This window comes from Pseudomonas sp. JBR1 (genome assembly GCF_028198185.1).
Classification (GTDB): Bacteria; Pseudomonadota; Gammaproteobacteria; order Pseudomonadales; family Pseudomonadaceae; genus Chryseomonas; species Chryseomonas oryzihabitans_E.
The window spans coordinates 3,226,979-3,253,013 of sequence record NZ_CP116340.1 but is presented as its reverse complement, the minus strand read 5'-3'; the positions used below and the strand labels follow the sequence as shown (position 1 = coordinate 3,253,013).

Here is a 26,035-nt window from a genome sequence, read left to right as displayed (position 1 = left end):
AAACGACCTAGCGGCCGATTCGATTGCTGTATTGAATGCCCAGGGTGCTGCCGGCCTGACCGCCACTGCCTTGGGGCGCGGACTGGTAGCCGGCGGTGAACGCCAGTTCGTCGTCGCCGAGCACTGCCATGCCCAGGCCGACATTCAAACCGTAGTTGAATTCGCGCTCGGTCCACTGCCAGCCGACCAGGGTATCCACCAGCCAGCTGTACTGGGGATGGGTGCGGTTGAGCGAACCGGGAATACCGCGCCGCCAGCTGCTGCCGACATAGAGCTGACCATAGCGATCCTGCAGCAGCTGGGTGCCGCCCAGCGCCTCCAGGTCGGCCACGGTGATCTCGCCGTTCTCGCCGCTGCCGGCCAGGGGCTGCAGGTAGCGGGTGACGCTGGCGGGCAGGGTGCTGCGCGCCTTGTTTTGCTGGTAGGTGATGCCGCTCCGCACCTGCCAGGTAGGGCCTTCGAAGAAGATCATATGGCTCAGCTCTAGGTTGAAGGCGAAGCCACTGCCCAGGGCATCGCCATCGCGACTGGAATAGCGGTTGTGCGCCGCCCGCCAGCTCAGCTGGTCCCGCGGCGTGAGGTTGTGGCGGCCGGCCAGGCTGACGCTGTCGCGCCGGCCCAGGGCGCGCAGATAGCCGCTCTCGTCGGGTTGCCGGTGCCAGTCCAGCGCCGCCTCGATCTCGGTGTTGCCATCGATACGCCAGGTGCGGGCGACGCCCACGCCCAGGCGATTGCTGTCGGCACGCTGGCTGGCGTCCACGGTGGTCTCCAGGCCGCCATCGGACAGGTCTTTCAGCACCTTGAGCAGCATCTGGTGCTCGTTGCCCAGGGCGTCGGACTTGAGGCCATTGCCCTCCAGGCGATTCTGCTTGAGCTGGACATCGGCATAGACGTCATCGGCGAGGCGGCGGGCCGCGCGTACCTCGGAGCCCTGTTCGACGAGACCGCCATAGTCGCGCCGTTCCCAGCCGGCCTGGACCCCATTGGGGGTGCGCTCGGCCTGTTCGGTAGCCTGGCGCAGCAGCTGCCGCTGGATGACCTCAGGCGGCTCGTCGCCGGCGGCCGTCAGCGCCGCCGCCTGGGCATCGCCAGCGTGGCCGAGACGCTGCAGCACCTCGACGCGTTGCGCCGGATCCAGATCACCCGCCGCCAGCAATTTTTCCAGCTCGCCACGATTCTGCCGGCGCAGCACCTCTTGCAGCTGCTCGTACTGACGGACCTTCAGGCCACGGCTCTTGGCCCAGGCCAGCCATTCGCCCTTGAGGCCGTCGTCGTTGTTCTGGCTGAGGGCGTCGAGCCACTGGTCGAACCACAGCTGCAGCATGCTCGGCGAGCCGTCCTGCCAGGCGCGCGCCTGGGCCAGGGCCGCCTGGGGGCCACGCAGGCTGGACAGCAGCCGCAGGTAGGTGGCATAGCGCTCGGGAGTGGCCGGCACCTCGTCGTTGGCGAGGTGCGGCGTCACCGCCTTGCGCAGACGCAACGCCGCGTCTTGGTGGCCGGCGGCGTCCAGGGCGTCGGCATAGGCCGCCTGGACCAGCCAGTCCTGGGGATGGGCGTCCAGATAGCGGCGATACCAGCTGAGGGCTTCCTCTGCCTGGCCCAGCAGCACCAGGCCACTGCCGAAGGGCAGCCAGAGTACGTCGCTGTCACGGGCTCGACCCTTCCAGTCGCGTAGCAACGTCGCCAGCTCGGTCTGGCGATTCTGGTCGATGAGCAGCCACAGCAGGCGTTCGCGGAATCGGTCGTCGTCCGGGAAACGTTGCAGCGCCTGCCGATAACCTTCCTCGGCCTGACTGATCCGGCCGCGCTGGAAGTCGAGACCTGACCGCGCCAGCCAGACCGCGGGATTGTTGGCGGAAGCCGGTTCGCGCGCCGCACTGGCCAGCAGGCGCTCCAGCGCCGCGATGTCCTTGAGTTGCTCGGCCCACTGCAGCGCCTGGGTCAGGCGCTCCTGATTCCTGTGCTTCTCCCAACTCTTTTCCAGCAGCGCCAGCGCCTTGCGCGGTGCCGTACGCTGGTAGATCTCCAGCAGCCGATCCTCGTCGGTCGCTGCCAGCCCCTTGCTGCCTGCAGCCAGGCGCTCGAAGGCCAGCTGGGCTTCGCTATCGCGCTCCAGTTCCCAGGCCAGTTCCGCGCGCAGGCGCCAGTAGTCGTCACCCTGCCGCTGCTTGGCCGGCAGGTGTTCGAGCACGGCCCAGGCCTCCTCCGGCTTGAACAACTTCCAGAGGGTGCCGGCCCAGGCGAGATACTCCGCATTGGTCAGCGGGAAGCGCTTGCCGAAGGCGGCCCAGGCCGCCACTTCGGCCTCGCCCTGTTCGGTACGGGCCAGCAACTGCTGCAGCCGCTCCCAGGCCAGGCGCTGTTTCGGCTGACGTTTTAGGTAGCCGCGCAGCCAGTGTTCCTCGGCCGCGGGATCGCCCAGGGATTCGTAGGCGAAGATCAGGGCATCCAGTTCGGTCTTGTCCAGCTGGCGCTCCTGGGAGGCTACGTCCAGCAGCTTGACCACGGCATCGAAACGAAAGGCTCGGGCGGCCAGCTTCCAGGCATGGTCGCGCCGGGCCGGGTCGTCCTGGCGAGCGAGCAGGCGCAACCAGAGATCGAGGGCTTCGTCCACGTGACCGGTCCATTCGCCCAGCTGGGCCAGCTGAGCGAGCAGTTCTTCGTCGTCGGGACGCAGCGCCAGCAGCTGCTGACCTTCTTCCCAGGCGCGCTCGGTTTCGCCGCGCGCCAGAGCCAGTCGATAGGCGGCCTCCAGCGCGGCGGGGTCGTCCGGTTGCCACTCGCGCCAGCGGTCGATGAGCCGCTGGGCCAGGTCCAGGCGGCCGCTGCCCTGGGCGGCGGCGACCCCAGCCTGCAGCCAGGCCAGGCCACTGGCGTCGGGTTGCAGTCGCGGCAGTTCCTGCTCCAGCAGGGCGGCGGCTTCGGCGCCCTGGCCGGCGGCGAGCCAGGCATCGAATGCCTGGTGCCGATAGCCCTGGCGCTGCTCGGCCGACGTGGCCAAGTCGGCTAGGCGCAGATAGAGCCGTGCGGCTTCCTGTTGACGGCCACCGGCCAGACTCCAGCGCGCCGCCTGCTCCAGCCACTGTTGGCGGCGTGGCGGATCGCGGCGAGCGAGTTCGACGTAGCGCTGCGCGGCGGTGGCCGGGTCGGCCAACTGCAGGGCGCGTTCGGCCACCCGTTGCAGCTGGGGCATGCTCAGGGTCGCCACATCCAGAGCGCTCAGCCGTTGCGCCAGGCGCTCGCGATCGGCCTCGCCCAGACCCTGCGGCTGGGATTCCGCCTGGAGGATGTCCAGTTCCAGCGCATAGAAGGGCGTCGAGGCCAAGGGCTGCGGCAACAGCTGCAGCTGGCGACGCGCCTCGTCGATGCGACCCAGGGCGATCAGCTGGTCGATCAGTTTCATGCGCAGCCCGGTGTCATCCGGGGTCGCCTTGAGCAGCACCTGGGCGTAGCTGATGGACACCTGGTCCGCCGGTTCTTCGCCGGGCAGGAACACCTGCTTGCCATGAAAGGTCAGCACCAGCACCACCGCGGTGATGAGCGCGATCCCCAGCAGTGTCCAACCACTCAGGAGTCGGGTTTTCTTAGCCGCAGACGATCTCACCGTCACTCACTCGTGTTAGCGGAAGTTTGAACGTCCAGAGGCCGGCCTGTCCCGGCTGGCCCTTGTAGCGCTCGCGACCGACGCGGACCTCGCAGGCCGACGCTGCCCGTAGCGTCAGCTCCAGCGGGAACTGCCCGGCGAAGGCGAAGCGGATCCGGGTCGGCGACAGGTAGTCCCAGCGCTGCAGCGGGATGTTGGCCTCTTCGAGGGCGGGGGTGGGGTCGCGACTGTCGCGCAACACCAGTCGCGCCTGATCGCCGCTCAGATGGACATAGCGCCCCTGCGGCAGGTCGCGTACGCCGGCGATGCCCTGGGAGCGCTGCAGATCCGGCCAGCCCAGGCGCGGATCCAGGCGCAGGGTGCGCAGACCGTCGAGGGCCTTGATCGACCAGCTGCCGTCGGCCTCCCGGGCCAGACTGGCGGTATAGAAGCCATGCAGCCGACGCAGGTAATCGCTCATCCACAGGGACAGCGGTCGCTCGGCGGCCATGCCCTGGTAGATCTCTTCCATGACCTTGAGCGACGCCTGCTTGGTACCCGAGTAGAAGTGATAGTAGAGGTTCAGGCCGCGCAGCCGCCGCGGGTGTTCGGTACGTTCGAAGGTATAGAGCAGATCGCGAAAGCCGTAATAGGGGCCGCGCCAGAGGTTGGTGTAGACGTTCTCGTTGATGATGGGCGCATAGAACTGCAAGCCGCCCGGTGTGGGGCGGATGAAGGGATAGAGTCCACTCACCGAAGGCTGGGCGCGGGTGATGTGCGAGTTGCCGCCGTTCACGTTGAGCAGGCCATTGTCGTAGGCGAGCTTGAGGGTGGCGGCGTCCGGCTGGGCATCACCGGACCAGAACACCATCTTCACCGGCTTCTGTGGCGTGGTCAGCCGTTCGTTGATGTAGCGCGTGGAGCCGACGATCTCCCGGGTGAAATCGATCTTGTCGTAGCCGGGGATCTGCATCATGTAGCCGTACTGGGCTTCGAAGTTCTCGCTTTGCTCGGAGACCGCCGGTTGCCAGAAGAACGGGTGGCTGAAGGTATGGGTGGCCACCTCCACTTTGGGATCGGCGAACAGTCGACGGGCGATGGGCTCCAGCTGTGCGGTCAGCTCCGGGTAGCGGCCCTTGGGGCCGACCTCGCCCTCGATGATCGACGCCGAGGTCAAAAAGGGATGCGGCTGGATGAACCGCTCCAGCACGATCTGACCGGCATAGGGCGCGCCGGGTACTTCGGCCTTGGACGGGAAGGCGTCACCGTCGATATGCACCGTGGCGATCCGGCGGCCGTTTTCCGTGGTCGGGTCGGGCACCGGCAGGGGGGGGAGCTGCAGCGCCTTGGCGGTGAAGACGAAGGGGTCGATGATCCAGCGACTGGCTTCGGGGCCGTCTTCCATCACGTAGGGGGTAAAGGCGAAACCGCCCCAGCTGGCCACGCCCATGGGCACGAAGCTCTCACCCTGGCCGGCGAGGGTGACGACCGGGGTCGGTCCGCCCGGCAGCGTCTGCACGGCGGGCAGGCCGCGCGTCCGCAACTTGACCGGCGCCTCGAAGTTGCCGGCGAGGGCAGGGTCCGCCACCTTCAGCGTCAGGTTGTCGGGCAGGGGCTTGCGACTGACACCCAGGCCCAGCCGCTTGAGCAGGGCTTCATTGTCCAGTGGCAATCCACCAAGAATCAGCAGCGGCGTCTTTTCGTCCAGGCGCTGGCCGATCCAGTCGCTGAAGGCCCGCGAGTTGGGCGGCGGGCCACTGGTCATCCAGACCACCACGCCAGCGTAGAGGGCACTGGGCCAGGTGGCCGGTAGTGGCTTGGAGGCGTCGAAATAGTCCAGTCGATAGCCCTGATATTCCAAGGCGCTGCCCAAGAAGCGGTGCACCGCCGATTGCCGCAGGGCGCCTTCGCGACCGTCGTAGAACAGCGCCAGGCGCCGTGGCTGCAGGGCGACCGAGCTGATGCCCAGGGTATTGAGATCGGGGGTGGTGATGTAGGGCACGTACCCTTCGTCGCGCAGCCGCTTGGCCAGCTGTCGAGCCTCGTCGCGCTGCTCCGGCGGCAGGTATTCGATGGCGATGACCGGGATACCAGCACTGCGGGCCGCCTCGATTCGCGGCTTGAGCCACTCGCGATCCTGGGCGCTGACCGGACGATAGACCTTCTTGCCCGCATCCCAGCCTGCATAGATGGACTCCACCGCCATGGCCGCGGCAACGCCTGGCAGTTCCGGTTGCACCTCGAAGCCGCGATTGAAGAACAGCTTGAGTGCGGGCTGGCGGCGATGCAGCTCGGCGAGCAGGCTTTTCAACGCCAGCCGCTGAGCGTCCCGCTGGTCTTCCGCGACCAGCTGAAAGCTGTCGAGGGTATCCAGAAAGAGTCCGGTATAGCCGGCCTTGGCCAGCTCGGCGGCCCGCCCGAGCAGATGATTCCGCCAGACCGGAGAGGCCAGATCCATCACCTGGCTCCCCCAGGCCTTGTTGGCCACCGGACTGGCGCCGGCACTGAGGCCAGCCTTTTGCAGCGCGGCGGCGTCTCCGGCGAACTCACCGATGGACAGGTAGGCGAAGGGTTGTGCGCCGGCTTCCCGCAGGGTGCGGACATCGTCAGCGCCGGCGTGCCCGGGTTCGAGGACTACCCAGTCGAACTGGGCCAGTTCGGAGATCGGTGGTTTTTCCGCGTACCAGAAAGCCACGCTGGCCGGCGCAGCCAGGGCCGTGCCCATGAAGGACAGATAGCCCAACAACCACATTGTCAGCTTGCGCCACCCACCGAAGCGGGGCACCGCCCTTGTTGCCTTGCCTGACGCCACACCCAGTCCTTACACGAGCCGACTTCGCTATCAGGGTAGCTACATTACGCAAAAGCGTGACGAAAAACTGTCGCTGCCAAGCTGAGTGGCAGTAAAACCGGGATAAATAGGTATCGAGATAAGTAATGCCCTGCCTGGAAAATCGTCTAGCTAGAGGTTTTCAGGCGGGAAGAATAAAGAGGGTATGAGGCGGGAATAGGAGAGGGGTGGAGCGAAAAGTCAGAGAAATTGCCGTCATGCGCGGCGGTAACCGGCATGACGGCAAGCGAGCGCTATTACTTGAAGCTGCTGTTCAGGCTGGCGCTGGAGGAGAGGACGTTGGTGGAACCCAGCAGTTGGCTGACGAAGCGGTTCCAACGGGTGATACCGGCCGGGCCGACGAAGACCACGTCCTGCGGCTGCAGATGGAAATTCTGCGCCAGCACGTAGGCGGTGGGGTTCTTGGCCGCCAGGTGGAAGACCTGGGCAGTGGCGCCCGGAGCCTTCAGGTCTTCCGGGCCACGGATGACGTAGACGGCATCGGCGTTGGCGGTTTCCTGCTGGATGCCACCGGCCTGGCTCAGGGCTTCCATCAGGTTCAGGTTGGTGATCTTGTAGCTGACCGCAGACGGCGTGCGGACTTCACCGACCACGTAGACCTTGCGGGCGTCGTTGTAGGGCAGGTGGATGCTGTCACCGTCCTTCAAGTAGATGCCGTACAGCTTGGAATCCTTGCGGTTCAGGCTGTCGGTATCCAGGCGGTATTCCTTGCCGTCGCGAACCAGGGTCACGCCGGTCAGATCGGCACCACCGGTGTTGGCCACGCCAACCTGGCCCAGGGCTTCCACCAGGGTGATGGGCTTGGTGGTCAGCGGAATGGCATCGCCCTTGTTCACGGCACCGGAGACGGTGACCTTCTGGCTGCCGAACTTCAGCACGCTGACGTCGATCTGGGGATTGTCGATGAAGGTGGCCAGACGGCGGGAGATATCGGTGCGGATCTCTTCCAGGGTCTTGCCGGCGGCGCGCACGGTGCCGACGTAGGGGTAGAACAGGGTGCCATCCGGACGGACCAGGCGACCGTTGGCTTCCAGCTGCTGCTGGGCGCCGGACGGAGCGGTCAGTTCGGGGTGATCCCAGACGGTGATGTAGAGCAGGTCGCTCGCACCGACGCGGTAAGCCTGCGGCTTGTAGTCCAGCAGGGGCTTGAGGTCGGGAGCCTTGGACAGGGCCGCGGAATCCTGGCTCATCAGCAGCGAGCTAGTGATCGGGATCAGCTGGACCTTGGTGCCCTGGATGCTTGGATCGCTCTTGAGGTCGTCCTGGTCCAGGTACTGACCCGGGGAGTAGGCACAACCCTGCAGGACGATGCCGGACAGCAAGGCCAGAGCGGTAAATTTGGTTTTCATGTCATTCGTCCTTGATTGCTGATTGAGTGTGAGCAAGAGGAATAAATCGGAAGGTAGAAGCAACGAGCCGGTTATTCATGGTGTTCCTTCGCGAGACTTGGCGGTCTTCGACAGTGGACCGGGTTCCATGCGGCTGGCCTATCCAGTGTGCGAGTGAGCTCGGGTCCCAGCTTGTAGTTGTACGAGCACCTGAGTCTGCTGGTCTGAGACTGGCCTTTAGCCATCGAGTTCAGCACGTCAGAGGCGGAAAAAGGTGACACGGTTCGAAATCTGTCGCTTCTCCGCTACCGAGGTCCGATGACCTGGCAGTCATGTTTGTGCAGGTGCTTTTCCAGCAGCGCGGTCTGCGGCTTTTCCGTACCGTTCTTGGGCTCGATGGCCAGGGGGTAATCGCCCCAGCCCGGACCGGCCGCCCAATAGGCACTGGGTACGCATTGTTCGCCCAGATAGCTCAGCAGATTGTCCATGGCTTCGAGCCATTGTGGGTGTGCAGGTATCCCATATTCGCCAATGAAACCGCGCAAATTGTGCTGTTCCAGCCACTCGATGAAGGGTCGGGTCCTTTCCACCCCGATCATGGGATGGACGCCCTTGGTGCCAGAGGCGTAGTTGCCGCTGGAATCTTCATCGAAATAGATATGGGCCTCATAGATGAGGTTGTCCGCCGGATCCTTGATCAGCAGGTCGCCGTTCACCTGGGGCCAGCGCTGGGCGCTGGACCAGCTGTCGCCGGCGATGAAGATCGGGGTCTGCATGTCGAGGCTGCGAATGCTGTCCACCGCCGTCTGCGCGGCCCGTGGCCAGAGCCCCTGGGTATCATGGGGCTCGTTCATGACGTCGTAGCCGTACAGCGCCGGATGCTTCTGGAAGGTCTGGGCCAGGCGCTTCCAGGCGTCGGCATAGCTGCTATAGGGCACCTGCGGCGAACCGATCAGCTGGCCGCGATAGCGCGCATAGTTGTGCATGTCCAGGATCACCCGGATGCCGTACTTGTCGGCGAAATCCAGAGTGCGCTTGAGCAGGGCGACCTGTGCCTGATCCAGTTCGCCGCCGAGTTGGGGCTGCACCCGCTCCCAGAGGAAGGGGAAACGGATGAAGCGGATCCCCTTGGCGCTGTAGCGGCGGAAGTAATCCTCGGTGGGATAGAAGTAGTTGGTACCTTCCACGCCAGGTAGAACCTGACCAGCGAAGCCGGCGGCCGACATGTTGATGCCGATGAGATCCACCTTGGCTGTCGCTGGCTCTGCCTGAGCCTTGCCATAAAGCGCCGCGGACAGTAATGCGGTGGCCAGCAGGCCACGACCGATACGACGTTTCACTCGTGACACGGACAGCACCTCTATATCCATTCAAGGGGTCTGTTGATAAACCGGCGTCTGCACCAGGGGCGCGGTGCGACGGGCGAAATATTCCAGGGCCAGGTAGTCCACGGTCACCCGCACCGTCCAGGCGATGGCGGCGCCCATGATGGAGAAGTGCTGGATGCAGACCACCAGCAGGCCCAGATAGGGCAGCAGTTCGGCCAGGTGGATCATCGCCGTGGTACGCGAATGACCCCGGGCCTGGATCTTGGCGAAGGGAATCTGCGCCAGGGCGTTGAAGATGAAGCCCACCGCGAGGATGCGCAAGATCTGCGCCGCATCGCCGCCATACTCGGGACCCATCCAGACGGTCATGATCCAGGGCGCGAGAAGCAGGATCGGCAGCACCATCGCCAGGCTGATGAGCAGCAGGCCCCAGAAGGCCTTGTTGGCCTGGCGGGCGGCATCGCTACCACTCTTGCTCAGCAGCGGGAACACCACCCGGGCCACGGCGTTGGGGATGATCAGCATCCGCGAGACCGCCTCGGCGGGAGCGGTGTAGAAGGACACCCGGCTGGCGCCCACCATGTGCGAGAGCACGAAGCGGTCGAAGTAGACCATCAGCGGACTGATGATGTTGCTCACCGTCATCCAGCTGCCGAATCTCAGCAGTTCCTTGAATACCTCGACCTTGAAGGTGCGGATGCCTTCGGGGAAATCCTTGTGCAGCGGCCAGTAGGCCAGCGCCATGGACACCACCCGCGCCAGCACCAGGCCGATCACCGTGGCGGAAAAGCTCGGCTCGATCAGCACGGCGATCAGCGGCGCGATCGCCAGCAGGCTGTTGGAGAAGGTCCGCAGGATATTGAATTCGCCGAAGCGCTCGTTGCCCTCCAGGTAGGCGAACCAGACCGTGGCCAGCAGGAAGGGCGGCACGCACAGGCTCAGCCAGCGAAAGCCGGCGACGGCGTTGTCGAAATGCTCGGGCGAGACGTGCAGCAGACTCACCACCTTGCCCGCGCCGAACCACAGCAGCAGGGTCGCCAGCAGACTCAGGCCGATGACGGCACCGGTAGCCGTGCCCATGACCAGCCGGTTGAGCGGCTTGTCGCCATGGTGCATGGCGATGGCACGAATCACCGCGCGCGACAGACCGGCATCGAACAGCGTCGCATAGCCGACGATGGCGAAGGCCAGGGTGAAGAGACCGAACTGCTCGACGCCGAGCAGGCGCGACAGTACGCCCATGGTGGGCAGCGCGATGGCACTGGGGATGATGACACCCAGGATGTTCCAGGTGCTGTTTTTGATCATCGACATCGTGGGGGTGAAAACTCCTTGGGGCCGCCTGGCAGACGCCGGGCGGCACGAGGGATCAGACCGGGCGGGCCAGCTGGCTGCTCGGGCGCGGGTAGGGGCTGCTGACGTAGGTCTCCTGGACGGGAGCGGAGCTGTAGTGGTGCAGCGCGCGCAGGGCCTGGATCACCATCAGGTAGCAGATGGTGGCCTGCAGGTACTCGAAGAAGCCGGCCAGCGGCCAGATCACCAGCTGGGCCAGGGTGGCGGTCACCACGAAGCCGGTATCGGGGTGCAGCATCTTCGCCCAGCGATAGTAGAGGAACAGCGAGACCGGGACGATGATGAAGGCCAGGAAGCCGAAGCGGAACAGGGTGCCGAACACGCCCACGTCGGACAGGAAGAAGTACTCGCCGAAGTAGGGGATGAAGCCGTTGTTCCACATCAGCGACAGCGAGCCGCTGGGCAGCCAGTGATTCTGGCTGAGGTGGGAGAAGATGTAGCCGATGGTCTGCTCGCGCACGCCGTCGGTGGGGCCGTCTTCTACCGACTGGGCATAGAAGTCCAGATTCAGCCCCAGCACCTTCATCAGGTCGGGGAAGATGAAGAAGGGCGACAGCAGCAACGCCGACACACAGATCCAGACGATCGACTTGCTCTTCAGGCAGAACACCGTGAAGCACAGCGCCAGCACGATCAGCTGCCGGGTCTGGGTACCGAACACCAGGGTCAGCAGGAAGACCATGGCCAGCACGATGTGGATGGTCTTGCTGCGCGGCGAGCCATCGATCGGCGAGATGCCCTTGTTCCAGGTCTGGATGCAATAGAAATAGGCCAGGCACAGGGCGGGTGCCCCGATGGAGGAGCGATCCGGACGGTCGAAGGACGACTGCTTGTCACGCAGGTCGGGCAGGACGCCGAACTTGAACATCCAGGCCATGACGGCGGCCAGCAGTGCCGTGATCAGCAGGGCTTTCTCGAATTGCGAGGCGCTCATGTTGCGCCCCAGAAACATCAGGGTGGCGAAGCCGAAGCTGAACAGGATCCGCCGTTCTTCGATCAGGCCGTAGAACAATGGCTGGCCATAGAACAGGAAGGAAAAGATCGCCGGCAGCCCGATGAAGACCACCGACGAATAGACGGCGTAGGTCATCAGGATCTTGAATTCACGCTGCTGGGTGCCAATGCTGGTCAGCAGGTAGAAGAAGGTGAAGGCCATGCAGATGGCCAGATACAGCTCGTTCAGATAGAGAATGCCGACCGGGTTGTGCGGGCTTTCGCCGAACACATCCAGATGCAGGATCAGCAACGGGATCAGGAGAACGAAGGAAACGGTACTTTTACGGAGAATGCTCATAGACCTACCCATCCAGACGGGACCACCGGACAGTTGGTCCGGTGGTCATCTTCCTTGCGGCCAAGAAACTGCGAAGCAGCCTCTCAGGTGCGTCGACTGCTGCGTTCCTTGAGATAGATGGGCAGGATGCTCAGGGCATCGTGCACGTAACGCTTGGCCAGACGTTTGGGCTCCGAACACAGCCGATGCAGCCACTCTAGCCTGGCCTTCTGCATCCAGCGCGGCGCCCGCTTGACGGTGCCGACGGCGAACAGGATGGAGGCCCCGATGCACAGGCCGACACCGGTGCGCTTGCTGCTGTCGATCTGGCGGGCCAGCTTTTCCTGACGCGGGGCACCCACGGCATAGAGGATGAACTCGGAGGGGTTGCGCATCACGAAGTCGACGCATTTCTGCGTTTCCAGCGGATCGTTGATGAAACCCATCGGCGGGTTGTAGTGCGCCAGCTGTATATGCGGATACATCCGCCGCAGCTTACCTACGTCACTCTCGCTCGAACCGATCAGCACCACTGACAGGTGCTCGTCGTTGGCCTTGCGCAGGATGCTCAGGGTGAGGTCACTGCCGGTGATGACCTCGGGCACGGCGACGCCCAGCGACTTGAGGATGGGCATCAGGATGCGGCTGTCGCAGATGCGCTTGCCGGCACGCTGATAGGACTCGCGCATGTCCGCATTGCTCTGCAGCTGCACGACATGGTCGATGTTCGGCGTGACGATGTAGCTGTAGGGCCGATGGATGTCCTGGTCGATGGCGTTCATCAACTCGTCTTTGGTACCGGTGAAGAACTCGATACCGAACGCTTGGGTGCTTAGGCTAGACATGCATCGTCGCTCCCTTGAAGGCGCCCTTGACTCCGGACCAGGCCAGTTTCGGATGCTTGAATTCCTTGAGCACGGTGATGCCGGACAGCAGCACCGCGGACACCAGTGCATAGGAGGTGCCGTGGAATTTGCGATTGAACCGGGTCGCCGCGCGATTGCGGAAATAGTGATAGAAGGCGCTGCGTCCGCCCGAGCTCATGGAGCCGTAGTGGAAAAGATGGCTCGTGCGCGAAACCTTGAGCACGACGCCCTTGCGCTTGGCCTGGTGCTGCCAGTCCACTTCTTCGGAGTACATGAAGTACGCCTCGTCCATGAACCCGATCTCGGTCAGCAGGCTGGCGCAAAAGGCCATGCTGCACCCCATGATGTAGTCGGGTTCACGGTCCAGCGTGGAGATGTCGCTGACGGCGATGTCCTTGCCCAGCAGCTTGGACTTGCCCAGCAGTGGATAGAGAATGCCGCCGCCATAGCATTCCAGGCGACCGGTCTGGGAGCTCAGGATCACCGAGCCGACGATCGTCCTGGGTGCACGTTGCAGCTCGGCCAGCAGCGGAGCGAAGGCATCGTCCTTGACGTAGGCGTCATTGTTGACGACCCAGAAATGCTTGACCGGCAGGTTGTCCAGCGCCCAGCGCATGCCGTAGTTGTTGCCGCCGGCGTAGCCGTCGTTGCGCGGACTGGCGAGCACGGTGACCTGGCTCAAGCCATTGTCGGCCTGCCAGCGCTGCAGGACGTCGATGGAGACGTCCTGGGAATCATTGTCCACTACCACCACATGATCGATGGACGGACAGTGCTTGAGGATGCTCTCCACGCAACTGATGGTTTCGTTGGGAGCCTTGTAGTTAAGCACCATGACTACGTTCATTGGCATGTTCCTGTTCTTCAGAATCATCAATCCGGTACAGCGTCGAGATCCAAGGCTGCCAAGCGTGGCCGGGTTCCAGATCGAACCCTTCGAATTCGCTGTGTTAGGTAGTTTCTTGTCGTTCGATGCGCCTGTACGAATACTGCCGCGATCCCTGAAGGGATTGGCTGGACGGCGTTCAGGCCGTCCAGCCGGGGTACTGCATCAGCTCTGGCTACCCTGCTCATAGGAGTAGTGGTAGTTGCCGTAGGAGCCATAGTTGCTGGCCTTGCGCTCCACGGCGTTGAAGATCACACCCTTGAGCGGAATGCCGTTGAGGTCGAAGCGGCGCTTGGTCGCCTCCAGCTCCTTGACACTGTTCACGCCGAAACGTGCGACGATCAGGCTGGTACCGGCGTGGCTGCCGATGATGCCCGCCTCGGTCACTGCCAGGATCGGCGGGGTGTCGATGATCACGATGTCGTACAGCTCGCTGAATTTCTTCAGCACGGTGGTGAATCTCAGGCTCATCAGCAGTTCCGACGGGTTCGGCGGGAACTGGCCGCAAGAGACGAAATCCAGGCTGCCGACTTCGGTCTTCTTGATGGCATCGTTCAGGGCGATACGGCCACTGAGCAGATCGGACAGGCCGTCCTGCTGCTTGGTGTTCATCAGCTTGTGCAGGTAGCCCTTGCGCATGTCGCCGTCGATCAGCAGCACGCGTTGGCCGGACTCGGCGATTACCGCAGCCAGGTTCGAGGACACGAAGGACTTGCCGACGCCCGGGCTGGGACCGGAGATCATCAGGATGTTGTTCTTGGCCTCGATCATGGCGAAGTGCAGGCTGGTGCGCAGGCTACGCAGCGCCTCGGTGCTCAGATCGGTCGGATGGGTAAGGGCGGTCAGCGAGGATTCGCCCGGCTTCTTGGTGCCCAGTACCTTGGTGGTATCCGCCTGATTCTTGCTGTAGGGAATCGAGGCGTATACCGGCAGGCCGATCTGCTCGATGGCTTCCGGAGTCTCGACACCGCGACGCAGGGTGTGGCGGGTGTAGACGATGGCCAGGCCGACGATGCCGCCCAGGATGATGGCGACGGCGATGATCAGCGGCTTGTTGGGGGCCGAAGGATCGTCGACGTTGGCGTTGGCATTGTCGATGATGCGGACGCTACCCACGGTACCGGCGCGAATGACTTCCAGCTCCTGGGCCTTGTTCAGCATCAGGGCGTAGGTCTGACCAGTCACCTCGATGTCGCGGTTCAGGCGCAGCAGTTCCTGCTGGGTTTCCGGCAGCACTTCGACGCGCTTCTGCAGCTTGGCACGCTCAGCTTGCAGCTGACCCAACTGGCTCATCAGCGCCTGGTAGGCCGGGTGCTGACGAGTGAACTTGCGGTCCATCTCGGTGCGCTTGAGGTTCAGCTCGGAGATCTGGTTATCCAGGGAAACGGTCTGTTCCAGGACGCCCTTGGTCTCGCTGTCGATGTCGACCGACTTCTTGTTGGTCTGGTAGTAGTTCAGCGCGGACTGGGCCTTTTCCAGGTCGGATTTCACCACCGGGATCTGGGCGCGCAGGAACTCCAGGCTCTGGGTCGATTCGGCAGCGTTGCGATCGATGTTCTGCTGAACATAGATGTCCGCCACTTCCTGGACGATGGCCTGGGCCTTCAGCGGATCCGGATCCTGCAGGCCGACGCCGATGATGCCCGACATCTTGCCGCGTTCACCGGCCACGATACGGCCCTGGTATTCCTGGATGGTCTTGGAGAAGCGCTTCTTGGTAATGGTGAACTCGGTACCCGGACGCGCTTGCAGGGTAGCGACCTTGATCTGGTAGCCGGCGTTGTTCACGGGCTGACCAACGCCACCGTGCAGTACCACTTCGTCATCGGCGTTGAAGACGGTGAAGTTCTGATTGTCCTCGACCTTCAGCTTCATCGGCTTGTCGAGATTGCTGTCAGGTACTTCCAGCTGATCGATGACCAGTTTCTCGCCGCCCCAGGCGAAGCTGTTCAGGCCGAGCAGGGGGGAGGCGACGTCGGTGTCATTCTGCGGCTCGAAGCGACGGGCGACGAAGTTGCCGATCATCGGGAAATAACGCGGCTTGACCTCGATATCCAGCTTGAGGTTCTCGATCGCCTTGCCGATCACCGAGCGCGACTTGAGCAGCTCGATCTCGGTCACCGCCTCGGGCATGGGCGGTGGCATGCCGGTGGACGTATCGGTCAGTCGGGTAACGCCCTTCTTTTCCAGTTCGATCTGGATCATGGCATTGGACGAATACATCGGGGTGGCCAATATGGCGTAGCCGATACCGAGCGCGGCGAAAATACCGATTACCGACAGGAGTTGCCATTTGTAATCGATCAACATACCAAAGAGTGCGGAAAAGTTAATATCCGACTCGTTCTTAACTTCGGGAGTAAAGCGAGGCATCGTAGTCATGAAATTCCTTCTTCCCTATTTGATGTATGGAAGCCAACTGTCTACACAGCGCGTCAAAAGTATGTGCACATTTTGAAACATCTCTTTAGAAAGGCGATAAGGGTCTGGTACTTCTTGATTGCTCAACCATTTCCCGATCAGAAAAACCTTACCCCTGACTTCAGGAGCAATACTTTCGACGGAGCGTGAGTGAAACTCTTCCATGGTCAAAATCAAATCCGCCTTGCGCAGCATTTCCGCATCCGCTTGGCGAGCTTTGTGGGTAGTGGAATCGATACCGTTTTCCCGGAGTACCTCCTGTGCAGTCTTCTCAATGCCATGACCAACCAGCGCCCTGATACCAGCGGAGCTGACCTGGACGTCACGGCCTTCCAGTGCCTTGGCCAGTAGTGCTTCTGCGACCGGGCTGCGGCAGATGTTCCCTTCGCATACAACCAATATTGACTTGATCATTCTTCAAAACCTTCCTGTTGTCCGGACAACAGGTATCGACGGCAGATAGCCCAGCAATGGCCTGTCTTCAGGCGTTGCTCGCTGCCGATGTAATTAGAGTCAGGAGTCCAGGCTCCAGATCGTCGTGCTGAGTAGCGGGGCCCGTGGCCCCGGCCGTATCTCAGTATGCGTTCTTATTGATGAAGCCTTTGAACAGGGTGAGGAAGATGATCTTGACGTCCCACCAGAAAGACCAGTGGTGGATATAGTCCAGATCGAACTCGACCCGTTTCTGCATCTTGTCCAGGGTGTCGGTTTCGCCGCGCCAGCCATTGACTTGGGCCCAACCGGTAATGCCGGGCTTCATCTTGTGGCGGAGCATGTAGCCCTGCACCAGCTTGCGGTATTGCTCGTTGTGAGCGACCGCGTGGGGACGCGGGCCGACGATGGACATCTCGCCGCGGAGTACATTAATGAATTGAGGCAATTCATCGAGAGAAGTACGTCTTAAAAATGCACCAAACGGGGTGATCCGGGTGTCATTCTTGGTCGCCTGGGTAACCTTGGCGCCGTTTTCCATGACCTTCATGCTGCGGAATTTCCACACCTCGATCGGCTTGCCGTCCATGCCGTAGCGCTTCTGCTTGAAGAAGATCGGGCCGGGCGAGGTGATCTTGATGCCGATGGCGATGGCCAGCATGGGCAGGGAGATCATGGCCAGGATGATGGAGGACAGCACGATGTCCTCGATACGCTTGACGATGTGGCTGGCGCCATCCATCGGCGTATCGAAGATGCTGATGCTGGGCAGGCCATCCAGGCTCTCGCTGCGGGCGTGCAGCAGGTGGAACATGAAGATGTCCGGAATGATGTAGACGGACGCCGTGGTGTCGCTCAGCTCCTGGACCAGCCAGTTGATCTTGCTCTGGTCGGCCATGCCCAGGGTGATGTAGACCTTGTCGACCTGGCCGGAGCGGACGTCCTGCATGAGCTGGTCCAGGCCGCCGTTCAGGGCGGGGCTGGGCACGCCTTCTTCGCCGGTGTCCTGGTTGTCGCTATAGAAGCCGGCGATGCGCAGGCCCATCCAGGGCGCCGTGCTGATGGTGTGCGCCAGACGCTGCGCGACCATGCCATTACCGGCGATGGCGACGTGGCGGGTATTGATGCCGGCCTTGCGCAGCGAGTGCATGATCGAGCGCAACAGCACGCGATAGCCGCAGAGCGTACCCAGCGTCAGGCCCAGCCAGCCCTGCATCACGCCGGGCGAGAGGTAGGACTGGTCGAAGAAGAAGTAGTCGACCATGAATACGGTCGCGAAGGTCAGCACCCAGTAGGTGGCGATCTTGAGCAGTTCATCGGTGATGCGCTCACCACGCCAGGAACCATAGACATGGTTCAGCTCGGTGAGGAAATGGAAGATCAGCAAGGACAGGAAGATGACGACCCAATGCTCGGGACGCATGCCGGTTTCCGACGCCCAGGTACCTGCCACATAGGCGCTCAGCGTGATCACGGCGAGGTCGAGCAGGCGGTGTGCGAGCGAGATTGCCGAGGAATTCGTATGCAAAATGCCGCGTTCTTTCAAATTCATGGTTCCATCCTTGTGCGTATACCGTGCACGAACTTTCAACTGGGCGGGGCAGCTACCAGCGTATGAAATGTTCACTATGGCGCTCTAGGACCGATGACTGACCACCGATCGCTAAATGCCATGATGGCTGTAGCGACGTTAGGACTCGGCACTGATTAAGAGGTTCACACGGTAGAAAGGCAGGGAGGCGCTGTCGAGCTAGCCCAAACCAGGGCAAATAGCACGCCAGACGAGGTGCGGCGGAGGAGGGGATGTGAAGAAGGGGGGAGTGCGTCACAGTGCGGGCGGACGGTCGGCACACTTCCATCGCATCAAGACGCGATGAGTGGTTTATCCGGGCAGCACGAGAGGGGAAAACGTTCCGTCGGACTTGAGCGCGGGATGCAGGATTTGTGATCCGGTTCACTAAACATTGAGACAGGCTGAATGCTCAGGTCGGATGTAGGCCAGTCCCTGGCCTGCGGAACGCCTCAATGGCGATGGTGGGACTGAAAGCTCAAGGGGGAATTGACGGGGAGGGTGGAGATCTTGGAGTGCCAGGCCGAGCTTCTGGAGTTATCCGGAGAGAACAACAGGAAAGACCAGCTGACGAGGAGCGAGGCCACCGCAAGCCAGGGCAGCTGGGCTTGGGCGAAGACGAGGCAACCGGCAACGCCGGTCCAAACGGGCAGGTAGTAGCGCATTTTTGTTATTCCTGCTTTTTTGCGAGATTGCAATCTAACTATTGTGCAGACTTTGTGAGAAGTCCATCACCAAAAGGTATTTTTTACATTTCCCTGCTCAGATTCCGACAAACGTGCAGGATAGAGCGGCTGTGGCCTAGGCGGAGACAGGCTTTTCCGCGGTCAGCAGCAGATTTCTCGGTGTCAGGCTGGCCGGACAGAAGGTCGCCAACTTCACGCTGTAACCTTGTTCCTGTAGGAACAGCGCCTGATCCAGTACCAGCCAGAGCTCCAGCGGACGGCGGAACAGGCCACGCAACAGTTCGAGATTACGAACTTCTGCCAGTCGCTGGAAGCCCCGGCGTTCCCAGAGCGACCAGTCGATACCGGCGGGAAGGGTCAGCGCCTTGCGCCGTGCCAGCTCTGCGCCAAAGGCCGAGAACGGTTGGCGTAGCCAATGGCTGGGCAGCGGTGGGGTGTTGAGATAGACATCGCATCCGCTGAGCTCGCGCTGCAAGAGATCGAATCCCAGCCGCCGGGCCATGGACAGATCCCGGTCACGCCGCACTCGCTGTCCGCCGGTGACGGTTTCACACAGGGCCAGTCGCAGGGCTTCACGGTCCAGGCGAAGCGACGACTCCCTGGCTGCCGTGGACAGCGGGCAATAGACCTCGGCGGTGATCCGGTCATAGCAGCAGGGCGCCAGGGCCAGCTGCTGACACCCGCGTTCCGCCGTTACCTTGAGCAGCTGTGCGTGCAGGTCGCCACAGGCGTGCAAGGCGACGGGCGTGTCGCGGGTGCCGAGTTGAGCCGTTGCCAGCGGTTGGAGCACATCGGCCTGATAATGGTGCACGGGCGCATGAGCCCGATGGCTGAGCCTTTCTCCCTCCTCGACCAGCGCCGTATCGACCTCCAGGCAGATGGCCGGTGCCCCTCGATGGGTCAGGTGCCTGGCCAGGTGTCCCTTGCCGGCGCACCAGTCGACCCAGCGCTGCACGGGCTGCTGGAAATCCAGCTTGCGGGTGAAGGCTTCGATCTGCAGCCATTTGCGCCCCGGCACGTCGACGTCCTGCCTGCCAGGCAGGTCGCCGCCCAGGCTGTCTGGGTGTTCGCTGACCTGGGTGAGGGCTAACGACGTCGCTGCCAGGCCGCGGAAGGGTTCAGGCGCCTCCAGCAGTTGCGGCGTATTATGGGCCTCTTCGGCCTCTTCCAGACTGCGGGCCCGCAACCAGCTGGCCAGCTCCGGGTAGCCCGCCTCCCAGTCCAGCGCCCGTTCGACGAAGGGTCTGGGTCGCCAGAGATGCTGATGCCGGGTCAGAAAGAGATCCAGGGCGGTGAAGCGTTCTAGAAAGGCATCGGCGAGCATGATGGCAGTAGGCAATGACAGAATCGGCAGGAGAGAGACAGGACCTGGCCGCTATTGTCACGTCGCCCGGGCGCCTTGGGTATCGAAATTTCCGGCTCTCGGCGCCGGTACAGGAGCGGCCATCGGCCTGGTCCTGGATACGGCGAGGGTCCTTAGCTGCTGGCGATCGCGGACGCGAGGCTGAGTGTCGACCATGAGTCGGATTGATGAATCGATTTATCTCAAAGCCAGACATCTGGTCGTGTGACCACTACTTGTCGCGCTAACATTGTCTGTTCGGTAACTCCCAGAAGGAAAATCCTATGAAGCCAACCTCCCCGCACAAGCTGCGTTTAGCGTTCAGAGCCCTGCTGAAATCGGACAGCTGCTACCACACGGCGTCCGTCTTCGATCCCATGTCGGCGCGCATCGCCAACGACCTCGGTTTCGAAATGGGCATTCTCGGCGGGTCGGTGGCTTCCCTGCAGGTCCTGGCGGCACCGGACTTTGCCTTGATCACCCTGAGCGAGTTCGTCGAACAGGCCACGCGCATTGGCCGGGTCGCACGCCTGCCCATCATCGCCGACGCCGATCACGGCTACGGCAATGCCCTGAACGTCATGCGTACCATCACCGAGCTCGAACGGGCCGGGGTAGCGGCCCTGACCATCGAGGACACCGTGCTGCCGGCTGGCTATGGTCGCAAATCCACCGACCTGGTGAGCGTCGAAGAGGGCATCGGCAAGATCAAGGGTGCGCTGGAAGCCCGTATCGACGAAGCCCTGAGCATCTTCGCTCGCACCAATGCCACCGAACTGAGCACCGCGGAAGTCATCTCCCGCACCAAGGCCTACGAGGCGGCGGGCGCGGACGGCATCTGCATGGTCGGCATTCGCGACTTCGATCATCTGGAAGAGATTACCCAGCACCTGACCGTCCCGGTGATGCTGGTGACCTACGGCAATCCCCAGTTGCGCGACAACGCACGCCTGGCCAAGGCCGGGGTACGGGTGGTGGTGAATGGTCATGCCGCCTACTTCGCCGCGATCAAGGCGACCTACGATTGCCTGCGAGAGCAGCGCGACATCACGGCGTCCGATCTGTCCGCTTCCGAGCTGTCCACCAAGTACTCGACATTGCAGGAATATCGAGTCTGGGCGCGGGAATTCATGGACGTGAAGGAGTAACGATCAGGCCGTGTTCAGCGAACTCGGCTGCAGGCCCTTGCTGGGAAAGGGCGTCACGATATCCAGATCCAGGTCGGTTGGCAGATGCAGCGCGGCAACCCGGGCTTCGACGAAGGCACGCATTTCCTGACGGAAACGCTTGGTCGCGAAGCGTTCGGCGTTCTGTCGGCACGCCTGCTGGCTGATCGGCGTTTCCAGGGCTTCGAACTGGCGCACGGCGGCACAGAGTGAGGCCACGCTCTGCTCCGGATAGAAGACGCCGGTGGGATGCTGAGTTTCCAGGCCCCGCACGGTCTCCAGCACGCCACCTCGGCCATAGGCGATGACGGGCGTACCGCAGGCCTGGGCTTCGATGGGGGTAATGCCGAAGTCTTCCTCGGCGGCGAAGACGAAGGCCCGTGCTCGGCGCATGTGATCGAGCAGGCAGTCGAAGTCCTGGTAACCCAGCAGCGTGACGTTGGGGCCGGCGACTTCCTTGGCCTTTTCGAACTCGGGGCCGGCGCCGATCACCACCAGCTTCTTGTCGGGCATCTGGCTGAAGGCTTCGACGATCATGGGCATGCGCTTGTAGGGCACCATGCGCGAGGCCGTCAGGTAGAAGTCGTCCTTGTCGCCAGCTGGGGTGAAGCGGCTGATGTCGACCGGCGGGTAGATGACCTTGGCTTCGCGGCGATAGGCCTTGCTGATGCGACGGGCGATGAAGTGGGAGTTGGCCACGAAGGCGTCCACGCCAGCGGCGGTGCGCTGATCCCAGATGCGGATGTAGTGCAGGATGACGCGCGCCAGCTTGCCCTTTAGGCCGCGGTCCAGACCGGCTTCCTTGAGGTACTGGTGTTGCAGGTCCCAGGCGTAGCGGATGGGCGAGTGGACGTAGCTGATGTGCAGCTGGTCCGGGCCGGTCAGGACGCCCTTGGCCACTGCATGGCTGCTGGAAATGATCAGGTCATAGCCGGACAGGTCGAGTTGCTCGATGGCGTGCGGCATGAGCGGCAGATAGGTCTGATAGCGCTTCTTGGCCTGCGGCAGACGCTGGATGAAGGTCGTGGTCGCCTGCTTGCCTTGCAGGAGCGCCCGATCCTCGTCCGACAGAAAGTCGATCACGCTGAACAGGTCGGCCTCCGGCCAGATATCGAGCAGTTCAGCAAGCACGCGTTCGGCGCCAGCAAAGGTTACCAACCAGTCGTGAACGATGGCGATTTTCATGTCGTCTTCCTTAAGCGTGAAATGAAATCAAGTGCTGGTGCTGATTCATGGAGTGCTGGTTTTTCTGGTCACTGCATATCCCCAGGGCAGCCGGGTAATCTCGATGCCTTCCACGGCGCTTTCGAGTTCGTGCAACTTGATGTTTGGGCTTTTCGCAAAGACGGCGTCGGTTGCAGGCTTTTCGAAAAAGTAGGCGTTTTCCAGGTGCTCCGCGGCCGCGACCGCAGTGTTGTTCGAGCCACCTTCCAGGACGTGGCGATCAGCGGCCTGCACGACGTGTCCGGACTCGCATGAGGCGTTCTCGAGAGTCAGGGGGGCAGAGGAACAACTCTGGCCTTCCGTGGCTTTGCATGTCTCTTCCATGAGTTCTCTTGGTCACTGATCTAGTGTCGTGGTGTGCTTTTCAGGCGGCCTTGGCGGCGGTTTTGGGTGCTGTTGCCAGGGCCTTGTCCAGCAGCGCGGAGACCTTGCTCGCGGAGGTCTGCCAGTTGAAGCGCTGGATATTGGCCAGGCCCTTGGTGCGCAGCGTGTTCCTGAGTTGCTCGTCCTGCAGGATGGTCCACATCGCCGTGGTGATGCTGGAGGTCTCGTGGGGATCGAAGTAGAGCACGCTGTCCTGCAGCACCTCCGGCATGGAGGCGGTGTTGGCGGAGATCACCGGGCAGCCGCACGCCTGGGCTTCGAGGGGCGGGATGCCGAACCCCTCGTAGAGCGACGGGAAGACGAAGGCGGTGGCCTGGCGATACTGGCGAGCCAGTTCCGCGTCGTCGATGCGGCCGAGCAGCTTCACCCGAGGATCCTGGGCGGCCAGGGTCACTAGATCGCTCTGGCCGAACACGGCGTGGCTGTCACCCACGATGCGCAATTCGACGTTCAGATCCCGGGGCAGCGCGGCGAAGGCTTCCAGCATCCGCGAGAAATTCTTGTGGTAGCTGGGCGAGGACACCGCCAGCAGATAGGGGCGTTCTGCGCCAGCGACCCGATCTGCCAGGGTGAAGGCGTCGGCCACGGCGTTGGGCACGACCGTGATCGAGCTGCTCGGATAGCGATAGAAGCGCGAGATCTCGTCCCGGGAGAATTCGCTGACGGTGATCAGGGAGTTCGCCCGCTTGAGTAGCATGGGGATCAGGCAGCGATACGAGGTGCGGAATTTCCACGAATAGCTTTCGGGAAAGCGCACATAGTTGATGTCGTGGTGCGTGGCGATCTGGTTGGTGTAGAGCAGCGGCGCCGTGCTGCACAGCGACAGCAGCAGGGGGCTGCCCTGGCTTTTCAACCAGTTCGGCAGGTCCCATTGCTCCCAGCGCTGGCCTTGGCGAGTGCCGATGATTTCGATGCTCAGTCGCTTGGCCACGTCGGGCCTGACGACGCCGGGCGGCGCCACGAAGCGCAGGTCGGATCGCAGCTTCGCCAGCTCCAGCGATATGCATTCCGCGAAGCGTTGAACGCCGCGAAGATCCTGGGTGATGAAGCGGGAATTGACGATGATCATGATTCTGCCCGTTGCCGTGACCTGGGTGGATCAGTTGGAAAGCTGTGTATGAGGAACGTGACGCGCCGCGGTCGAGCCATGCTGCGCCTCGCCCAGGACGCGCTCGAAGAGGCTCTGGTAACTGTCGAGCATGGTGTCCATGCTGAGCAGGTCAGCCACCGCGGTCCGGCTCAGCAGACTCAGTCGCTGCCGCAGCTCGGCATCGTCATGCAGGCGTTGCAGGGCACGTCCCAGGGAATCGCGGTCCTCGGCATTGCAGAGCAGGCCGTTCACGCCATCCCTGACGATCTCCGGCAGGCCGCCCATGCGGCTGGCGATGACCGGCTTCTGGAAGGCGCAGGCCTCGACGGCGACCATGCCGAAGGGCTCGGCCCATAGCGAAGGCGCCACGAAGACGTCGATCTCTCGATAGAAGTCCGCAGGCTTCTGATAGCCGACGAAGCTGACCTTCTGGGGGTCGGCCATGGCTTTGAGCTGGGCTTCGTAATCCAGTTGGCCCTTGCCGGCGATGGTTAGGGTCGCGTTGAGCGACAGGCGCTGGAACTGCTCGATCAGCCAACCCACGCCCTTGTTTTCCGACAGCGTGCCCATGTAGCCGAAGCGGACGGCGCCGTCGGACCTGGCTGCCGGGATCTCCGCGGTGCTGCCGGCGATCAGGCTGCTGTTGTGGATGACCTGGCTCGGCACGCCGCGGAAGTAGCCCTTGTGCAGGATGGTGTCCAGCAGGTAGCGGCTGACACCAACGACGGCATCCACCTTGGCGGAATGCTCGGCGTGGGGCCGACGCAGGGCGGCACAGCTGCCACAAAGGTTCTGGCAGCTCTGGCCCTTCTTGAACAGGGTGTTCTTCGGGCACAGCAGATACATGTCGTGCAGCACCTGGACGATGGGGGTACCGCTGTCGCGAATCTCGTCCCAGGCCGCTACCGACCAGCCGGACAGGTTGTGGCACACCACCAGATCCGGTTTTTCCCGTTGCAGCACCTCGCGCAGGGGTGCGCGCATCGCGCTGTTGTACTGGTCGCGAAAGTGCCAGCCGAAGCGCGCCAGCGGACCGGGGCGCTGCTGGGTCAGGGGCCAGTAGAAATTCTTCAGCCCGGCGCGATAGACGCGAACGTCGTTCACCGTCTCCTGGTGCACACCCTGCTCGGGGCCGGTCACCAGCACGGAGACCTCGTGGCCGCGCTGCTGGAAGCCTTCCACGCTGCGTTGCAGGATGAGCTCTGCGCCTCCGCCCACATGGGGCGGATAGAAGCTGTTGAGAAAGAGCAGTTTCATAGTGGATAGCTGCGGTTTATACCCAGGGCCCCGGTTTCGCCGTCCTGGACCGCCTGCCGGATCAGGGCCAGACGTTGGCGGCTCTTGTCGTCGCGTGCGAACCACTTGAGCAGCGTGTGGAAGACGTAGCGGTTGAGGCTGTACATCGGCCGGGAGCTGGCCCAGACGTTCTTGTCGAACCAGGCCTGGTTACGGGCGGCGTAGTAGGCGCGGAAGTCCGAGCCGGCCTGCAGGTAGTTCTGGTAGACGTTGCTGGTGCCTTCCTTGATGTTCCACGAGTGCTCCAGCTCTTCGAGCTCGGCCTCGGTGACCATGAACAGCTTTCCGCCGGCCTGGGTGATGCGGTAGGTGTACTCGGTGTCGTCGGAGTAGAGCACCAGCTCACGCAGCGGCAGGCCGATGCGCTCATAGAGGCTGCGGTGGGCCAGCATGCCGCCATAGGGCGCGAAGGGCAGCTCGACCAGGGCTTCCGGCTTGCCGCCGCGCGGACGGCCCCAAGGCAGGCGGCGCCAGATCTTGTAGGGAATGCGGGCCACGTGGAAGCCGAAGTAGCTCGAACGCGGCTGGGTGATCATCCGGGTGGGAATGCACTGGGCGATGTCGGCCTGCTGGGTCGGCCGGTAGCCGAGCACGGCGACCTTGTCGCGGCCATGGACGGCCCCGAGTTCGTCGAGACGGCGATGCAGCACCTCGAGGGCATCGCCCATGGGGGCGTTGTCGTCGTCCATCATCCAGATATGGGTGGTGTCGGTGGCCAGGGCGGCTTCCAGGGCCACGGCGTAACCGTTGGCGGACCCGGTGTTTTCGCTCAGGGCGATCACCTTGACCTGGCCGGGCCAGCGGGCTTCGAGGCTATCCAGGGATACCGTCGCCGCGTTGCTCACCACCACGACCTGGTGAATGGTGCGTTCGGCCAGGGCGCGGGTGACCAGCTGCTCCAGATAGCCGAGGCGATTGCCGTAGGTGACGGTAACGACCGTGGTTTTGCATTGCAT

At 62.8% G+C, this 26,035-nt stretch carries 19 protein-coding genes; 2 read left to right on the top strand and 17 right to left on the bottom strand.

Annotated elements, in window-relative coordinates; all coding sequences use genetic code 11:
* Nucleotides 1-7 precede the first annotated feature (7 nt).
* From PJ259_RS15035 to PJ259_RS14975, 13 genes are all read right to left on the bottom strand, one after another.
* A complete protein-coding gene (locus tag PJ259_RS15035; protein ID WP_271653348.1) occupies nt 8-3,604 on the bottom strand; it encodes a tetratricopeptide repeat protein in 3,597 nt (1,198 codons plus the stop codon).
* A complete protein-coding gene (locus PJ259_RS15030) occupies nt 3,585-6,335 on the bottom strand; it encodes a bifunctional glycoside hydrolase 114/ polysaccharide deacetylase family protein (RefSeq protein WP_271653347.1) in 2,751 nt (916 codons plus the stop codon). The genes PJ259_RS15035 and PJ259_RS15030 overlap by 20 nt, the downstream gene beginning before the upstream one ends.
* Nucleotides 6,336-6,670: 335 nt before the next feature.
* Nucleotides 6,671-7,783, bottom strand: coding sequence for a polysaccharide biosynthesis/export family protein (locus tag PJ259_RS15025; protein ID WP_059316604.1), 1,113 nt, complete (start codon nt 7,781-7,783; stop codon nt 6,671-6,673).
* Nucleotides 7,784-8,067: 284 nt separating this feature from the next.
* On the bottom strand, nt 8,068-9,102 hold the full coding sequence (locus tag PJ259_RS15020) for a glycoside hydrolase family 5 protein (RefSeq protein ID WP_271655875.1): 1,035 nt from the start codon (nt 9,100-9,102) through the stop codon (nt 8,068-8,070).
* A 30-nt stretch (nt 9,103-9,132) separates the two neighbouring features.
* Nucleotides 9,133-10,404 carry a flippase gene (locus PJ259_RS15015; RefSeq protein WP_237140548.1) on the bottom strand — a complete coding sequence of 424 codons (1,272 nt, stop codon included), beginning with the start codon at nt 10,402-10,404 and terminating at the stop codon, nt 9,133-9,135.
* Nucleotides 10,405-10,459: 55 nt separating this feature from the next.
* Nucleotides 10,460-11,737: a hypothetical protein gene (locus PJ259_RS15010; RefSeq protein ID WP_059316602.1), complete on the bottom strand. Its 1,278-nt coding sequence runs from the start codon at nt 11,735-11,737 to the stop codon at nt 10,460-10,462.
* An 83-nt stretch (nt 11,738-11,820) separates the two neighbouring features.
* A complete protein-coding gene (locus tag PJ259_RS15005; RefSeq protein WP_059316601.1) occupies nt 11,821-12,561 on the bottom strand; it encodes a WecB/TagA/CpsF family glycosyltransferase in 741 nt (246 codons plus the stop codon).
* Complete coding sequence (locus PJ259_RS15000; RefSeq protein ID WP_271653346.1) at nt 12,554-13,429, bottom strand: glycosyltransferase family 2 protein; 876 nt, start codon at nt 13,427-13,429, stop codon at nt 12,554-12,556. The genes PJ259_RS15005 and PJ259_RS15000 overlap by 8 nt, the downstream gene beginning before the upstream one ends.
* 204 nt (nt 13,430-13,633) lie before the next feature.
* A complete protein-coding gene (locus PJ259_RS14995) occupies nt 13,634-15,850 on the bottom strand; it encodes a polysaccharide biosynthesis tyrosine autokinase (RefSeq protein ID WP_059316599.1) in 2,217 nt (738 codons plus the stop codon).
* A 15-nt stretch (nt 15,851-15,865) separates the two neighbouring features.
* On the bottom strand, nt 15,866-16,303 hold the full coding sequence (locus PJ259_RS14990) for a low molecular weight protein-tyrosine-phosphatase (protein WP_082696400.1): 438 nt from the start codon (nt 16,301-16,303) through the stop codon (nt 15,866-15,868).
* A 160-nt stretch (nt 16,304-16,463) separates the two neighbouring features.
* The gene (locus tag PJ259_RS14985) at nt 16,464-17,873 is read right to left on the bottom strand and encodes an undecaprenyl-phosphate glucose phosphotransferase (protein ID WP_059316597.1); all 1,410 of its coding nucleotides are present in this window, start codon (nt 17,871-17,873) and stop codon (nt 16,464-16,466) included.
* 470 nt (nt 17,874-18,343) lie between these two features.
* Nucleotides 18,344-18,556 (bottom strand): hypothetical protein, encoded by a 213-nt coding sequence (locus PJ259_RS14980; protein ID WP_059316596.1) that lies wholly within the window; start codon nt 18,554-18,556, stop codon nt 18,344-18,346.
* A gap of 136 nt (nt 18,557-18,692) precedes the next feature.
* The gene (locus tag PJ259_RS14975) at nt 18,693-19,931 is read right to left on the bottom strand and encodes a methyltransferase (RefSeq protein WP_271655874.1); all 1,239 of its coding nucleotides are present in this window, start codon (nt 19,929-19,931) and stop codon (nt 18,693-18,695) included.
* A gap of 272 nt (nt 19,932-20,203) precedes the next feature.
* Here PJ259_RS14975 and PJ259_RS14970 point away from each other — a divergent pair, with 272 nt between their 5' ends.
* On the top strand, nt 20,204-21,067 hold the full coding sequence (locus PJ259_RS14970; protein ID WP_059316594.1) for an isocitrate lyase/PEP mutase family protein: 864 nt from the start codon (nt 20,204-20,206) through the stop codon (nt 21,065-21,067).
* 3 nt (nt 21,068-21,070) lie between these two features.
* Here PJ259_RS14970 and PJ259_RS14965 read toward each other — a convergent pair whose 3' ends face one another.
* The gene (locus PJ259_RS14965) at nt 21,071-22,270 is read right to left on the bottom strand and encodes a glycosyltransferase family 4 protein (protein WP_271653345.1); all 1,200 of its coding nucleotides are present in this window, start codon (nt 22,268-22,270) and stop codon (nt 21,071-21,073) included.
* Between PJ259_RS14965 and PJ259_RS14960 the strand changes: the two genes are divergently transcribed.
* Nucleotides 22,250-22,564 (top strand): hypothetical protein, encoded by a 315-nt coding sequence (locus PJ259_RS14960; RefSeq protein WP_271653344.1) that lies wholly within the window; start codon nt 22,250-22,252, stop codon nt 22,562-22,564. The genes PJ259_RS14965 and PJ259_RS14960 overlap by 21 nt on opposite strands.
* A gap of 109 nt (nt 22,565-22,673) precedes the next feature.
* Here the strand turns inward: PJ259_RS14960 and PJ259_RS14955 are convergent, their stop codons facing one another.
* From PJ259_RS14955 to PJ259_RS14945, 3 genes are read right to left on the bottom strand one after another with little or no spacing between them, the layout of a single operon-like run.
* Complete coding sequence (locus tag PJ259_RS14955; RefSeq protein WP_271653343.1) at nt 22,674-23,762, bottom strand: glycosyltransferase family 4 protein; 1,089 nt, start codon at nt 23,760-23,762, stop codon at nt 22,674-22,676.
* Nucleotides 23,763-23,792: 30 nt separating this feature from the next.
* Nucleotides 23,793-25,040 (bottom strand): glycosyltransferase family 4 protein, encoded by a 1,248-nt coding sequence (locus tag PJ259_RS14950; RefSeq protein ID WP_271653342.1) that lies wholly within the window; start codon nt 25,038-25,040, stop codon nt 23,793-23,795.
* Nucleotides 25,037-26,035 carry a glycosyltransferase gene (locus tag PJ259_RS14945; protein ID WP_271653341.1) on the bottom strand — a complete coding sequence of 333 codons (999 nt, stop codon included), beginning with the start codon at nt 26,033-26,035 and terminating at the stop codon, nt 25,037-25,039. Before PJ259_RS14945 ends, PJ259_RS14950 begins: the two co-directional genes overlap by 4 nt.